Source organism: Kribbella sancticallisti, assembly GCF_039530625.1.
In the GTDB taxonomy this organism is placed as follows: Bacteria; Actinomycetota; Actinomycetes; order Propionibacteriales; family Kribbellaceae; genus Kribbella; species Kribbella sancticallisti.
Genome location: NZ_BAAAOS010000056.1, coordinates 256,329 through 270,299 on the forward strand (window position 1 = coordinate 256,329; position 13,971 = coordinate 270,299).

The window sequence follows — 13,971 nt, forward strand, 5'->3', positions numbered from 1 at the left end:
GCGGGGGCTTCTGCGTGGTCAGGCGAGGCGGGAGACCTGGTAGTGCGTGATGAGCCAGCCTTCGGGCGTCTGGCGGATGACCAGGCTGAGGTAGACGGTCAGCGTGGGCCGATCGACGAAGCCGAAGTCGACGGTGAGGTAGCCGAGGATCAGGTCGTCGGCGAGGCGCTTGGACTCCAGGACCTCGTACTTCGCCGTCAGGCCCAGCGGCTGGGCGGCGTAGTACTCGGCGACTCCCTCGGGACCGACACTGTGCGGGTGGAGGCCCTGGAAGATCGCGTCGGCGGTGAAGTACGACGCCACCAGCTTCGGGTCGTGGGCGTCGACAGCGGCCTTCCACTGGTCGGCGACGGTCCGCAGGATCTCGGTTTCAGCGCTGGGGGTCATCAGTGACCGGCGCTCTGGCCGCCGTCGACGTGCAGGATCTCGCCGGTGACGAACGGCGCGTTCTCCAGGTAGGTGACCGCGTCGACGACGTCGTCGACATCGCCGATCCGGCCGACCGGGTGCAGGCCGGCCAGGAAGTCGTGGGTCTCCTCCGGGTGCATCGGCGTCCGGATGATGCCCAGGGCAACCGCATTGACCCGGACGTTGCGGGCGGCGTACTCGATCGCCAGGGACTTGGTGACGGCGTTCAGGCCGCCCTTGGTGAGTGACGCCAGCGCGGACGGCACGTTGGTGTTGGGGTGGTCGACCAGGCTGGTCGAGACGCTGAGGATGTGCCCGCCGCCGGTGGTGAGCATCGCCGCCACGGCCTGCTGCGAAACCTCGAAGAACCCGCGCAGGTTCACTCCGGTGACCAGGTCGAAGTCGGCGTCGGTGTAGTCGGTGAACGGCTTGGCGACGAAGACGCCGGCGTTGTTGATCAGGGTGTCGATGCGGCCGAACTCGGCCAGACCGGCCTCGATGATGCGGGTGCCGACGCCGGGGGCGGCGATGTCGCCGGGCACGGTGAGCACCAGCGGGTCGTCGGACGGGGCGATGGACCGGGAGTTCGCGACGACCGCGTAGCCGAGCTTGCGGTAGGCGGTCACCAGACCGGCGCCGATGCCCTGGGACGCGCCCGTGATCACGACGACCTTCTGGGTGTTCATTGCTGTCTGCCTGCTTTCTGTTGAGGTGGTCATGCTTTGAGGGTTGCTCGCCCGGCAGACATTCAGAACGACCGAGATGCTCTCTGCTGAGAGGCCCAGCCTCCGACGGCCTACCATCGGCGCATGGAGCTGCGGCAGTTGCGCTACTTCGTCGCGGTGGCCGAGGAACTGAACTTCGGTCGCGCGGCGGCCCGGCTGCTCATCGCCGGGCCGTCCCTGTCCCAGCAGATCAAGGCGCTGGAACGCGACCTCGGCGTCCGGCTGTTCGATCGCGACCGCCGGTCGGTCACGCTGACGGCCTCGGGCCAGGCACTGCTGCCGGGCATCCGGGACCTGTTGCGGCAGGCCGACGAGCTGCGCCGATCCGCGGCCGGTCTGTCGGCGACCGAGCCTGTCCGGCTCGGCTACGTCAGCTGGTACCCCGCGGACCTGATCAGCCGCTCGTCCGGGGTCGCGCAACTGCTCGTCGATCCCTGGGTGATGCCGTCGCACACCCAGGCGACCCGGGTCGCCGAGGGCAGCGTCGATCTGGCGATCTGCTGGATCGAGACCGGTGACCTGGCCGCGCACGATCTCGAGGCGCGGTGGATCGGCACGGACCGGCTGCTCGCGGTCGCCGCGGGCCCCGGCACCGCACCCGTCCGGGCGAAGGACTGCCTGCTTCTGGTGGACAGCGACCTCACCACCTGGTCCTCGTGGAACAAGTACGCCGAGGAGTTCGCCCAGGACACCGGAGCCCAGATCGTGCGAATCGACGACGGCGGTATCACTGGCCCCGCCCTCTTCGAGCACGTCCGCCGGCTCCGCCGCCCAGTGATCAACTCGCCGAAACGTACGCCGACGCCCTTGCCACCTGATCTGGTCGAACGACCGGTCGTGGATCCGGCGCCGTACTGGACCTGGGCGCTGGTCTCACGGCGGGACGAGGCCCGTACGGCCGTCCGGGCCACCATCGAGGCGCTGACCCACGACGTCGAGCCGCTGACCCTTGATCCCGGCACGACCTGGTTGCCGGCCGGCGACCCGTTCCGCGCCCAGTCCTGGAGTTCAAGCGATTGAACGGTGCGGTTGGTTGTCGGGGGTGTGCGGCGCGTGTTGGATGAGGGTTCGGGTTTCCTCTTGACCCGGTGAGAGTGCGTGGGTAACTTTCGCGTGCGGGGGCACAGTTGTAATTCAATTACCTGAGGGGTCGGATATGTCCGCCTTGCGCCGCTTTGCCGTTGCCAGCCTTGCCACTGTGAGCGCCACTGCCCTGGTGGCCTCGCTCGCGCCGGCGGCTGCTGTCAGTGCTCCACCGCCCGACCCGGGGGTGACGAACCTGCAGCAGGCCATGAGGGCCCTGCACGGGATGTCGCTGGAGGAGAAGATCGGGCAGATGTTCGTGCTGTTCGCCTACGGGCCGGACGCCGCGAAGCCCGACGCCCGCAACACCGCCCTGTACGGCGTGGCGACGCCGGCCGAGGTGATCGCGAAGTACAAGCCGGGCGGCTGGATCTACTTCAACGCCCGCGACAACGTCACCAACCCGACCCAGCTGGCGACGTACTCCAACCAGTTGCAGACCGCGGCCACCAACACCGGGATGCGGATCCCGCTGACGATCGCCACCGACCAGGAGCAGGGAGTCGTGGTCCGGATCGGACCGCCGGCCACCCAGTTCGGCGGCAACATGGCCCACGGCGCCTCCCGCGACACCGCGGACGCCCGGACCGCCGCCGGCATCACCGGCCGCGAGCTGAAGGCGATGGGGATCCGGCAGGACTACGCGCCGGTCGCCGACGTCAACGTGAACGCGCTCAACCCGGTGATCGGCGTCCGCTCCTTCTCGTCCGACCCGCAGCTGGTCTCGGACATGACGGTCGCCCAGGTCCAGGGGTACCAGCGCGACGCCGGCATCATGGCGACCGCGAAGCACTTCCCCGGCCACGGTGACACCCGCGACGACAGCCACACCGCGCTGCCGACGATCAACCACACCCTGGAGGAGTGGAACACGATCGACGCGCCGCCGTTCAAGGCCGCGATCAAGGCCGGCATCGACTCGATCATGACCGCGCACATCGTGGTTCCGTCGCTCGACCCGTCCGGTGACCCGGCGACGCTGAGCAAGCCGATCCTGACCGGCGTACTGCGCGAGCAGCTCGGCTTCAAGGGCCTGATCATCACCGACGCGCTCGAGATGGCGGCGGTCCGGCAGAAGTACGGCGACGCCGAGGTGGCGGTCCGCGCGATCGAGGCCGGCGCCGACCAACTGCTGCTGCCGCCCGCCCCGGACGTGCAGTTCAAGGCCGTCGTGGACGCGGTGAAGTCGGGCCGGATCAGCGAGCGCCAGATCAACGAGAGCCTGCTGCGCATCCTGCTGCTGAAGCTCAAGAACGGCGTGCTCTTCCAGCCGTTCGTCGACCCGGCGAAGATCCCCACCACCGTCGGTACGCCGGCCAGCCTGGCCACCGCGCAGACGATCGTCGACAAGTCGATCACCCTGGTCAAGAACAACAACCAGACCCTCCCGCTCGCCAACACCCCGCGGAAGGTCCTGGTCACCGGTTGGGGCGTCGCCACCACGGCCTCGCTCGGGGCCGGCCTCACCAAGCGCGGCGCCACCACGACGGTCGCGCAGACCGGTGCGGCTCCGACCGACGCGGCGATCGCCGACGCGGTCGCGAAGGCGCAGCTCAACGACGTCACGGTGGTCCTGACCCAGAAGGCCTGGGACACCAGGGTCACCGACAAGCTGGGCAAGCAGCAGAAGCTCGTCAAGGACCTGCTCGCCACCGGCAAGACGGTCATCGTCGTCGCCGTCCGCGACCCCTACGACATCGCGTACTTCGACGCGGCGCCGACGTACCTGGCCACCTACGGCTACCAGGGTGTCTCGATGGAGTCGCTGGCGAAGGTCCTGTATGGCGAGATCAAGCCGGCCGGCAAGCTTCCGGTCGACATCCCGGTCGCCGGTCAACCCGCCACGCCGCTCTACCCGTTTGGTCACGGCCTGAGCTGGTGACCCCGCCGATGGAGTTCACCAGACGCCAGACGCTCGGATTGGCCGCAGCGGCAGTCGCCGGTACCACGGTGGCGACTGCCGGGCCGGCCCAGGCCGAGACCAGTCGCTGGGTCCGCCAGACCCTCGAGCGGATGTCGCTCGAGCAGAAGGTCGGCCAGCTCTTCGTCAGCTATGTCTACGGCCCGACCGCGGACACCGCCGACCAACGCAACACCAACCTGTACGGCGTACCGACACCGGCCGAGGTGGTCCGCAAGTACCACCTCGGCGGGGTGATCTACTTCGCCTGGACCGACTCGGTCAAGGACCCGCAGCAGATCGCCAGACTCTCCAACGCGCTGCAGGCCGCGGCCCTGGAGAACCAGGGGATCGCGCTCCAGATCAGCACCGACCAGGAGTACGGCGTCGTGTTCCGGGTCGGTCCGCCGGCCACCCAGTTCCCGGGCGCGATGGCGCTCGGCGCGACCAGGTCGGCGACGATGGCGCGCACCGCCGGCGGCATCGGCGGACGGGAACTGAAGGCGGTCGGGGTCAGCACCGACTTCGCCCCGGTCGCCGACGTGAACGTGAATCCGCTCAACCCGGTCATCGGCGTCCGCTCGTTCTCCAGCGATCCCCAGTTGGTCGCGGAACTGACGGCCGCCCAGGTCAAGGGTTACCAGCGCGACGGCCGGATCGTCTCCACGGCGAAGCACTTCCCCGGCCACGGTGACACCGCGACCGACAGCCACACCGGCATCCCGGTGATCAGCCACACCCGCGAGCAGTGGAACACGATCGACCGGCCGCCGTTCGAGGCGGCGATCCGGGCCGGCATCGACTCGATCATGACGGCGCACATCGTCGTCCCGGCGCTCGATCCGTCCGGGGATCCGGCGACGTTGAGCCGGCCGATCCTGACCGGCATCCTGCGCGAGCAACTCGGTTTCGACGGCGTCGTCGTCACCGACTCGCTCGGCATGAAGGGCGTTCGCGACAAGTACGGCGACGCCGAGATCCCGCTGCGCGCGTTGGAAGCCGGCGTCGACCAGTTGCTGATGCCGGTCGACTTCGATCTCGCCTACAACTCGGTCCTCGCCGCCGTCAGAGGCGGCCGGATCAGCGAGCAGCGCATCGACGAGAGCGTTGCCCGCATCCTCACGCTGAAGCTCAAGACAGGCGTCGTCGACCGCCCGTACGTCGACGTCGCGCGCGTCCCCCAGGTCGTCGGCACGGCCGCCAACCACGCCGCCGCGCAGAACATCGCCGACCACAGCACCACGCTGCTCAGCAACGAGGCCGGGATGCTCCCGCTCTCGCCGGCGCCGCGCAAGATCCTGGTCGCCGGCTACACCCCGGCGGTCCTGGCCGCCTCGCTCAACAAGCGCGGCGCGACCGCCACGGTCAAGGACACCGGCGCGACGCCGACCGACGCCAAGATCGACGACGCAGTGGCGGCGTCGGCGCAGGCCGACCTGACGATCGTACTGACGATGAAGGCGTGGGACACCCTCGTCACGGACAAGCTGGGCAAGCAGCAGAAGCTCGTCAACGCCCTGCTGGCCACCGGCCGCCCCGTGATCGTCGTCGCCGTCCGCGACCCGTACGACGTCGCGTACTTCCCGGCGGCGCGAACCACGCTGGCCACCTACGGCTACGCGGCCGTCTCGATGGAAGCGCTCGCCAAGGTCCTGTACGGCGAACTCGCACCCACCGGCAAGCTCCCGGTGGCCATCCCGACCAAGGCGGATCCCACCCAGGACCTGTACGCCTTCGGCCACGGACTCACCTTCTCCGTGAAGGAGACCCGGCTGACGGTGGCGTCGTACAACATCCATACCGGAGCCGGTACGGACAACGTGTTCGACCTGGACCGCACGGCCCAGGCGATCAAGGCGCTGGACGCGGACGTGGTCGGCCTGCAAGAGGTGGACGTGCACTGGGCCGCCCGCAGTGAATGGCGCGACACCCTCGCGGAGTTGGCGAGCAAGCTCGGCCTGCACGCGGGATTCGCGCCGATCTACGACCTCGATCCACTGGTCGCGGGACAACCCCGCCGGCAGTACGGGGTCGCCGTTCTGTCGAGATTCCCCTTGGTCAGAACGGAGAACCATCCGATCACCAGGCTCTCCACCCAGGACCCGAACCCCGTACCGGCGCCGGCGCCCGGATTCCTCGAGGCCGAGCTCGACGTACGGGGGCGCCGGGTGCACGTCTACGTCACCCACCTCGACTACCGCGCGGACCCGTCCGTCCGCGCGGCCCAGGTGGACGACACGGTGAAGATCCTGGCGCGGGACCGCAGGAAGGACCTGCAGATCCTGGTCGGTGACTTCAACGCCGAGCCCGAGGCACCCGAGCTCGCCAAGCTGTGGCGCCGCCTCGACGACAGCTGGCAGGTCGCCGCGGCGACCACCGGCGGCCCCTCGACGTACCCGGCGGCCGACCCGGTGAAGCGGATCGACTACGTCACCGTGGGCGCGGGCTTCCGTGTCCAGCACGCAGCAGTTCCCCCAGAGAACGCGGCAAGTGACCATCGCCCCGTGGTCGCCGACCTGTACTTCCGTCCGTGAGTCCCCGAAGGAGATCCCGATGAAGCGACGCAGTCTGCTGGCGGGTGCCGGCGCCCTCGCCGCCGCCCCGCTGATCGACGTCCAGGCGGCCGGCGCGGCCGAGCCCGCCCAGCACGGCCGCAAGGTGGTCACCGGCGCGCAGGCGCTGGCGAACTCCGGCTGGACGGCGCTGGCCGGCCAGAAGGTCGGGGTGTTCAGCAACCCGACCGGCATCCTGAACGACAAGAGCCACATCGTCGACACCATGCACGCGTCCGGCAAGGTCAACGTGGTCGCGGTGTTCGGCCCGGAGCACGGCTTCCGCGGCAGCGCGCAGGCCGGTGGCTCCGAGGGCGACCACGTCGACCCGCGGACCGGGATCATGGTCTACGACGCCTACGGCGCGAACGCCGCCAAGCTGCAGACGCTCTACACGAAGTCGGGCGTGGAGACGGTGGTCTTCGACATCCAGGACGTCGGCGCGCGGTTCTACACCTACATCTGGTCGATGTACGAGGCGATGGTCGCGGCGGCGAAGACGGGCGCCAGGTTCGTCGTCCTGGACCGGCCCAACCCGATCGGCGGATACGCCCGCGGCCCGATGCTCAAGCCGGGCTACACCTCCGGCGTGGGCAAGGAGGAGATCATCCAGCAGCACGGCATGACCGTGGGCGAACTGGCCCGGCTCTTCAACGCCGAGTACCTCGCCCTCGACACCGGCGGTCCGGTCGTCCAGGACCTGCGGGTGATCGAGGTCCAGGGCTGGCGGCGGGACCAGTTGTTCGCCGACACCGGCCTGCCCTGGGTGATGCCGAGCCCGAACATGCCGACCCCGGACACCGCCCTGCTCTATCCGGGCACCTGCCTGTTCGAGGCGACCAACATGTCCGAGGGCCGCGGTACCACCCGGCCGTTCGAGTTGATCGGCGCGCCGTACATCGACTACCGCTGGGCCGAGGCGCTGCGGACGAAGGACGTTCCCGGGATCGAGTTCCGGGAGGCGTACTTCACCCCGTTCATCAGCAAGAACGCCAACCTGCTCTGCGGCGGCGTCCAGGTGCACATCACCGACCCGCACCGGGTCGAGCCGATCCTGGCCGCCACCCACATGATGGTCGAGGCCAAGCGGCTGTACCCGCAGTTCGCCTGGCGCGCCGAGAACCCACCCGGCCGCTGGATCGACCTGCTGACCGGGTCGGACCGGTTCCGGACGATGTTCGCCGCCGGTGCCTCGGCGGAGGAGATCGTCGCGGCGTGGCAGCCGGAGACCGCCGCCTGGACCGCCCGCCGGGCGCAGTACCTGCTGTACAAGGGTGGCCGCCGATGAGGCGTGCGCTGGCGGTCACCGCGATCGCTACCCTGGTCCTCACCATGTCTACCCCTGCAGTTGCTGAGAGCAACAAGTCCTCCGGACGCTTCGACCGCCCGTACGACGGCTACGCGCCGAAGTCGACGTTGCTGCGCGACTCGACCCCCGCCAAGGCCGGTCTCGACCCGGCTCCGATCGACGCCGCGCTGGCCCAGGTCGACGCCTGGACCAGGCCGAACGGCACCGTCAAACCCCTGTACGCCGGTGCGGTGACGCTGCTCGGTCACGACGGCAAGGTGGTCACCAGGACAGCGACCGGGCAGGCGCTGAAGTATGCCGACGGCACCGGCACCGAACTGCCCGCCGACCAGCAGATCCCGATGCGCACCGACACCATCTTCGACATGGCCTCGGTGTCGAAGCTGTTCACCTCGATCGTGGTGATGCAGCAGGTGGAGAAGGGCAAGGTCGGCCTGGACACACCGATCGCGACGTACGTGCCGGAGTTCGCCGCCAACGGCAAGGAGGCGATCACGGTCCGGCAGGCGCTGACCCACACCACCGGGCTGCCCGCGTGGCTGCCGTTGTGGAGCGCGCAGCCGGATCCCGCGTCGCGGATGCAGATGGCGCTGACGGCGAAGCCGACCAGCGCGGCCGGCACGAAGTACCTGTACAGCGATCTGAACCTCATCTCCCTGGGTGAGGTCGCGGCGCGGGTGGCGGGAAAGTCGCTGGACAAGTTGGTCGCGGACGGCATCACCAAGCCGCTGCAGATGCGCGACACCGGCTACAACCCGGACGAGAAGAAGAAGCCGCGGATCGCCGCCACGGAGTACCAGACGGCCCCGCCGCGCGGGATGGTCTGGGGTTCGGTGCACGACGAGAACGCCTGGTCGCTGGACGGCGTCGCCGGGCACGCGGGCATCTTCTCGACGGCCGACGACATGGCCGCGCTGGCGCAGGCCTTCCTGAACGGTGGGAGCTACCGGCATGCCCGGATCCTGAAGGAGAGCTCCGTCACCGCGATGATCACGAACTTCAACCAGGCGTTCCCGGGCAACGACCACGGGCTCGGTTTCGAGCTGAACCAGCGCTGGTACATGGGCGGCCTGTCGGGTCCGCGGACGGCCGGGCACACCGGCTACACCGGCACCTCGCTGGTGATCGACTTCGACTCGCGCTCGTTCGCGATCCTGCTCACCAACCGGGTCCACCCGAGCCGCAACTGGGGCAGCAACAACCCGGCCCGGCGGGCCGTAGTACAGGGGTTGGCGCTGGCTCTGGGGGTCGGGCCGCGGCACGGCAAGGACGCGTGGTTCTCCGGGACCACCGACGCCAGTACCGCGACGCTCGCGGCGAAGGTCGCCGTGCCGGCTGAAGGGGCGAGGCTGTCGTTCGACCTGTTCGTGGACACCGAGGAATCGGACCTGCTGTACCTGGAGAGCTCGGCCGACGGGACCACCTGGACCCCGGTGCCCTTCACCGTCCAGGATCGCGGGCCGGTGGTCGAGGCTGACGGCGCGATCAGCGGGTCCGGGGACCGGCACTGGCACCAGGTCTGGGCCGAGCTCGGAGCCGGTGACCAGACGTTGCGCTGGCGCTACGCGTCGGATCCGCTGTACCAGGGCCGGGGCGTCTATGTGGACGGCGTGAAGATCACCTCGGGAGACGAGATGCTTTTCGACGGTGAACGAACGCCTGAATCATTTGTCGCCACTGGTTGGAGACTTTCGCGTCGGTGACCCCGCTCCGTGCCTAATCGCCGTACGGTGGCGTCATGACTTCAGTTACCTCTCCACAACCCACGGGGCCGCTGCTGGTCCGGGTCCGCGCGGTGATGCCCGCGCTGGCCCCGGCCGAGCAGCGGGTGGCGAACGCCGTCCTGGCGGACCCGGGCGGAGTGGCGGCGATGACGATCTCCGAACTGGCCGAGGTGGCGTCCACCTCGGAGACCACGGTCATCCGGTTCTGCAAGCAGATCGGCGTCCCGGGCTATCCGCAGCTCCGCCTGCAGTTGGCGGCCCAGTCGGCGCAAGAGAACGTGCGACCCGAGGTCGGCGGCGACATCGAGCCGGGGGACTCCCTGGCCGATGTCGTCGGCAAGGTCGCGTTCGCGGACGAACGGGCGGTCCGTGAGACCGCTCAGCAGCTCGACGTGGAGGCGCTGAGCAAGGTGGTCGCCGCGGTCGCCAAGGCGCCCCGGGTCGACCTGTACGGCGCCGCCGCGAGCGCCTTCGTGGCGCTCGACCTCCAGCAGAAGCTGCACCGGATCCGCCGGGTGGCCTTCGCCTGGTCGGACGTGCACGTGATGCTGACCAGTGCCGCCCTGCTCGGCGAGGGCGACGTCGCCATCGGCATCTCGCACACCGGGACCACGGTCGAGGTGGTGGAGGCCATCGAGGAGGCCGCCAGGCACGGCGCGACCACGGTCGCGGTGACGAACTTTCCCCGGTCCCCACTGGCCCGGACCGCGGATTTCGTCCTCACCACGGCCGCTCGCGAGACGACTTATCGTTCCGGCGCGATGTCCAGCCGGATCGCTCAACTGACGGTGATCGACTGCCTGTTCATCGGCGTCGCACAGTCGGTGCTGCCGGACGCCCGCAAGGCGCTGGAGGAGACCGCCACCGCCGTCCGCGGGCACCGGCTGAAGAGTTCTGTCAATGATCAACAGAATTGAAAAACCTTCAGTAGAAAACTAACATCGTCTCTGTGATGACACCCACGGAGCAGCGCAACCCCAGGACGCTCGCGATCGATGCGGTGGGCACCACCGAGATCCTCCGAATGGTCAACGCGGAGGACGCGCGCGTCGCGGGCGCGGTCGCCGCGGTGATCCCCGAACTGTCCCGGGCGGTCGACGCCGCTGTCGAGGCCGTCCGGAGCGGGGGCCGGGTGCACTACTTCGGCGCCGGTACGTCGGGGCGCCTGGCGGTGCTGGACGCGGCCGAGTTGCTGCCGACCTTCCACGCGCCGGACGACCTCGTCGTCGCGCACCACGCCGGCGGCATGGAGGCGTTGCTCCGCGCGGTCGAGAACGTCGAGGACTCCGAGGAGGGCGGTGCCGCCGACGCGGCCACCGTGACCGGCCGCGACCTCGTGATCGGACTCGCCGCCTCCGGGAGTACGCCGTACGTCGCGGGCGCGCTGCGGGCCGCGCGGGCGGTCGGTGCGACCACCGCGCTGGTGACGTCGAACCCGTCCGCTCCACTGGCTCCGCTGGCCGACATCCTGATCGCCGCCGACACCGGGCCCGAGGTGATCGCCGGATCCACCCGGTTGAAGGCCGGCACGGCGCAGAAGATGATCCTGAACAGCTTCTCGACCACCCTGATGATCAAGCTCGGCCGGACCTGGTCGAACCTGATGGTCGACATGGTCGCCACGAACAACAAACTCCGCGGCCGGATGCTGCGCATCCTGGCCGAGGCGACCGGGGCGGACGACGACTCGTGCGCCGCCGCCCTGGCCGAGGCCGACGGTGAGCTCAAACCGGCCCTGGTGCACCTTCTGACGGGTTCTCCGATCCCGCAGGCCCGTGAGGCTCTGGAACAGGCCGGCGGCCGCGTAGCCGTCGCCCTGGGCCTGCTCAGCGCCCCTGCGTAGACAGTCTCTGCCCAGCCCCGCCCGGCATCGCCGGGCGGGGCTTCGTCATGCTGCCCCGGGAATCCGAGAAAAATTCTTCCGGAGTTGTTCTGGTTCAGCCCGGAAAACACTGACTTGAATTTTGCGCGGGGAACCCTTCGCGGCCCGGGAATTGAACGTAAAAGCTAACCGGTGGCATATATAGACCTGGTTACACTGCTGAGTGAGTGTTTGACTTCGGAAGGTTTCGAAACCGAGCAGCATCGCTGATTCGGGGGCTAAAGAAAAGCGATCCGCACCACGTCGCGAACGGTAGTGGACCCATCACTTTGGGTCCATAGCGGGAGTGTCGGATCGTGTCGTATCGTCTCGTCATCGCCAGGCCTTGGTGGGGGTGCTGGTGCTCTGAATCCTTTGTGTTCAAGGCGAACTTCGGAGCTCGGATGACCATGGACGGTACTGTCGTGGTGCCCGGAACCACTATGGGTGCCCAGTGGGTCGACGACGTTCTGCTGGCCGGTGAGGCGAGTGACGTCTGTTTCAGACTCCCTACTCCAATTGATCGTGGAATGCTGCGCCGGCTGGTTCGGGACAGGCAATCCGAACTGGCGGAATCGGGTTTACGCCCAGGTGGTGGCGCCGCATTGCGGTTACCGCCGTCAATGGCGTTCATCACCCATTTGCTGGCCGTTTGGCGTCTCGGTGGGCAGGCGATCCTGCTGGATCACCGGCTGACCGACTACGAGGTACGCCGGGCGATCGAGCGGCTGGTTCCGCAGGTCGTCGTGTCACCCGAGCGGACGGTCGCGCCGGGCCTGCGCACCTTCGTCGACGTCGACACCGCCGTCGCCAGTTACTCGGGGCACCCGGCCGGCACCGCGCACGCCGTCATCCAACTCAGTTCCGGCTCGACCGGCCCCTCGAAGGTGATCGGCCGGACCGCCGAGGACCTGGTCGAGGAAGTACTGCGCTACACCCGGATCGAGGGCGTTCCCCAGCGCGGCGAGCGGGTCATCCTGCTGCCGTCGATGGTGCACGTGCTCGGTCTGGTCGGCGGTCTGATGTACGGCCTGCACGCGGGCGTCGAACTGGTTCCGCCGGCCCGGCTGACCGGGGACGCGATCATCCAGGCGATCGCCAGCCAGAAGAGCCCGGCCACCGTGCTCGGCGTCCCCTTCCACATCGGGCTGCTGGCTTCGGTCAACGAGCCGCCGAAGCTCCCGCAGTTCAAACGGATGACGACCGGCGGGGAACTGGTGCCGGCCGCGATCTCCAGCGCCTTCGAGGACAAGTTCCAGGTGCCGCTCGGGAACATGTACGGGATGACCGAGGTCGGGGTGATCGGCACCGACCTGTTCGGCCGGCACCGCCCCGCGATCCAGCCGGCGCCGGGCATCGAAGTACGGGCGGTCGACGGTGAGCTGTACGTCCGGCGGCCGGAGTCGCCGTACCTCGGGCTGTCCGATCCCAACCGGTGGGCCGACGGGTGGTTGCGGACCAAGGACGCGGGCGTGGTCGACCCCGAGACCGGGCTGGTCAGCATCAGGGGCCGGCTGGACTCGCAGGTGTCTGTCGGCGGGCTGAAGGTGGACCTGACGGAGGTCGAGTACACGCTCGGCACGCTGCGCGGTGTCGAGGCCGCGGTCGTCGTGTACGACGGCGCGATCACGGCGTACCTGCAGCTGAACCAGCCCCGCGAGGTCGCCCGGATCGAGGCCGACCTGGCGCACCTGCTGGCGTCGTACAAGCGGCCGCGGAGCGTGCGGCTGGTCGATCAGTTGCCTCGGACAACCACCGGGAAACTCGTCCGCGATGTCACGGTCCTGCGCAAGGCAGCGCCCTGATGCTCACACACCTCGACCACGCTTGTTCCTGTCGGCACCGCAATCGCCACCACCGCATCGACCTCAACCGGAAGCCACGTCAGAGCCAGTTGAGGCTCGGAGGGCACAGGTCCGGCGGTCAGAGGCATCAGGCGGCGCAGACCGGAGTTGCGGAGGCCGTGGCCGAGCGCCTTGCCTACAGCTTCCTTTGCTGTCCAGAGGTGCAGGAACGCTTCGACTTCATCCGGTTGTTCGGCCATCCAGGCGAGTTCGGCGGGGTCGAACCAGCGGTTGGCGAGGCCGCTGACCTCGAAGGGTCGGCGTTCCTCGAGGTCGATGCCGATCGGACCGGTCGCGCAGGCGGCGACCGCCACAAGGTTCTGCCCGTGGCTGATGCTCACCCACAACCCGTCGACGTGCGGCCGACCGGCCTCGTCGTGCCGCAGCACCGGCCGCTCGCCGGGGGATCGCGCGGCGCCTCCGCCCGCGCCCGCGCCCGCAAAGAGTTCCTCGGCGAGGGAGAGCAAGGCAGCGTGTGCCGCCGAGCGCTGATCGGTGCCGGCCGGCGCGATCCAGACGTGCGCGGGTGCCAGATCGGTGCCCGGACGCTGACTCACAGAAAGAA

General features: G+C 69.0%; 11 protein-coding genes. 8 read left to right on the plus strand and 3 right to left on the minus strand.

What is annotated here, in order from left to right; genetic code table 11:
• Positions 1–18: 18 nt before the first annotated feature.
• Together ABD255_RS36105 and ABD255_RS36110 are read right to left on the minus strand one after the other, a co-directional pair.
• Complete coding sequence (locus tag ABD255_RS36105) at positions 19–387, minus strand: YybH family protein (protein ID WP_344221279.1); 369 nt, start codon at positions 385–387, stop codon at positions 19–21.
• Entirely contained in the window at positions 387–1,127 is a 741-nt protein-coding gene (locus ABD255_RS36110) for an SDR family NAD(P)-dependent oxidoreductase (protein WP_344221280.1), read from the minus strand. The genes ABD255_RS36105 and ABD255_RS36110 overlap by 1 nt, the downstream gene beginning before the upstream one ends.
• Positions 1,128–1,217: 90 nt before the next feature.
• Here ABD255_RS36110 and ABD255_RS36115 point away from each other — a divergent pair, with 90 nt between their 5' ends.
• The 8 genes from ABD255_RS36115 to ABD255_RS36150 all read left to right on the plus strand — a co-directional run bounded on the left by ABD255_RS36115 (position 1,218) and on the right by ABD255_RS36150 (position 13,367).
• A complete protein-coding gene (locus ABD255_RS36115; RefSeq protein WP_344221281.1) occupies positions 1,218–2,153 on the plus strand; it encodes a LysR family transcriptional regulator in 936 nt (311 codons plus the stop codon).
• Between the two features lie 178 nt (positions 2,154–2,331).
• On the plus strand, positions 2,332–4,098 hold the full coding sequence (locus ABD255_RS36120; RefSeq protein ID WP_344221282.1) for a glycoside hydrolase family 3 protein: 1,767 nt from the start codon (positions 2,332–2,334) through the stop codon (positions 4,096–4,098).
• 8 nt (positions 4,099–4,106) lie between these two features.
• Positions 4,107–6,650: a glycoside hydrolase family 3 N-terminal domain-containing protein gene (locus tag ABD255_RS36125; RefSeq protein WP_344221283.1), complete on the plus strand. Its 2,544-nt coding sequence runs from the start codon at positions 4,107–4,109 to the stop codon at positions 6,648–6,650.
• Positions 6,651–6,669: 19 nt separating this feature from the next.
• Positions 6,670–7,956 carry an exo-beta-N-acetylmuramidase NamZ family protein gene (locus ABD255_RS36130; protein WP_344221284.1) on the plus strand — a complete coding sequence of 429 codons (1,287 nt, stop codon included), beginning with the start codon at positions 6,670–6,672 and terminating at the stop codon, positions 7,954–7,956.
• Positions 7,953–9,680 (plus strand): serine hydrolase domain-containing protein, encoded by a 1,728-nt coding sequence (locus tag ABD255_RS36135; RefSeq protein ID WP_344221285.1) that lies wholly within the window; start codon positions 7,953–7,955, stop codon positions 9,678–9,680. The genes ABD255_RS36130 and ABD255_RS36135 overlap by 4 nt, the downstream gene beginning before the upstream one ends.
• A 35-nt stretch (positions 9,681–9,715) precedes the next feature.
• Positions 9,716–10,618 (plus strand): MurR/RpiR family transcriptional regulator, encoded by a 903-nt coding sequence (locus ABD255_RS36140; RefSeq protein WP_344221286.1) that lies wholly within the window; start codon positions 9,716–9,718, stop codon positions 10,616–10,618.
• 35 nt (positions 10,619–10,653) lie between these two features.
• Positions 10,654–11,544: an N-acetylmuramic acid 6-phosphate etherase gene (gene murQ, locus ABD255_RS36145; RefSeq protein WP_344221287.1), complete on the plus strand. Its 891-nt coding sequence runs from the start codon at positions 10,654–10,656 to the stop codon at positions 11,542–11,544.
• A gap of 461 nt (positions 11,545–12,005) precedes the next feature.
• Positions 12,006–13,367, plus strand: a complete 1,362-nt coding sequence (locus ABD255_RS36150) for a class I adenylate-forming enzyme family protein (RefSeq protein ID WP_344221460.1) — start codon at positions 12,006–12,008, stop codon at positions 13,365–13,367.
• Here ABD255_RS36150 and ABD255_RS36155 read toward each other — a convergent pair.
• Positions 13,298–13,963: a 4'-phosphopantetheinyl transferase family protein gene (locus ABD255_RS36155; RefSeq protein WP_344221288.1), complete on the minus strand. Its 666-nt coding sequence runs from the start codon at positions 13,961–13,963 to the stop codon at positions 13,298–13,300. The genes ABD255_RS36150 and ABD255_RS36155 overlap by 70 nt on opposite strands.
• Positions 13,964–13,971 lie beyond the last annotated feature (8 nt).

What these genes read in the sequence shown, in the direction of transcription:
- ABD255_RS36105 (WP_344221279.1), bottom strand. Translation starts at nt 387, where the DNA reads ATGACCCCCAGCGCTGAAACCGAGATCCTGCGGACCGTCGCCGACCAG.
- ABD255_RS36110 (WP_344221280.1), bottom strand. Translation starts at nt 1,127, where the DNA reads ATGACCACCTCAACAGAAAGCAGGCAGACAGCAATGAACACCCAGAAG.
- ABD255_RS36115 (WP_344221281.1), top strand. Translation starts at nt 1,218, where the DNA reads ATGGAGCTGCGGCAGTTGCGCTACTTCGTCGCGGTGGCCGAGGAACTG.
- ABD255_RS36125 (WP_344221283.1), top strand. Translation starts at nt 4,107, where the DNA reads ATGGAGTTCACCAGACGCCAGACGCTCGGATTGGCCGCAGCGGCAGTC.
- ABD255_RS36130 (WP_344221284.1), top strand. Translation starts at nt 6,670, where the DNA reads ATGAAGCGACGCAGTCTGCTGGCGGGTGCCGGCGCCCTCGCCGCCGCC.
- ABD255_RS36135 (WP_344221285.1), top strand. Translation starts at nt 7,953, where the DNA reads ATGAGGCGTGCGCTGGCGGTCACCGCGATCGCTACCCTGGTCCTCACC.
- ABD255_RS36140 (WP_344221286.1), top strand. Translation starts at nt 9,716, where the DNA reads ATGACTTCAGTTACCTCTCCACAACCCACGGGGCCGCTGCTGGTCCGG.
- murQ (WP_344221287.1), top strand. Translation starts at nt 10,654, where the DNA reads ATGACACCCACGGAGCAGCGCAACCCCAGGACGCTCGCGATCGATGCG.
- ABD255_RS36150 (WP_344221460.1), top strand. Translation starts at nt 12,006, where the DNA reads ATGGGTGCCCAGTGGGTCGACGACGTTCTGCTGGCCGGTGAGGCGAGT.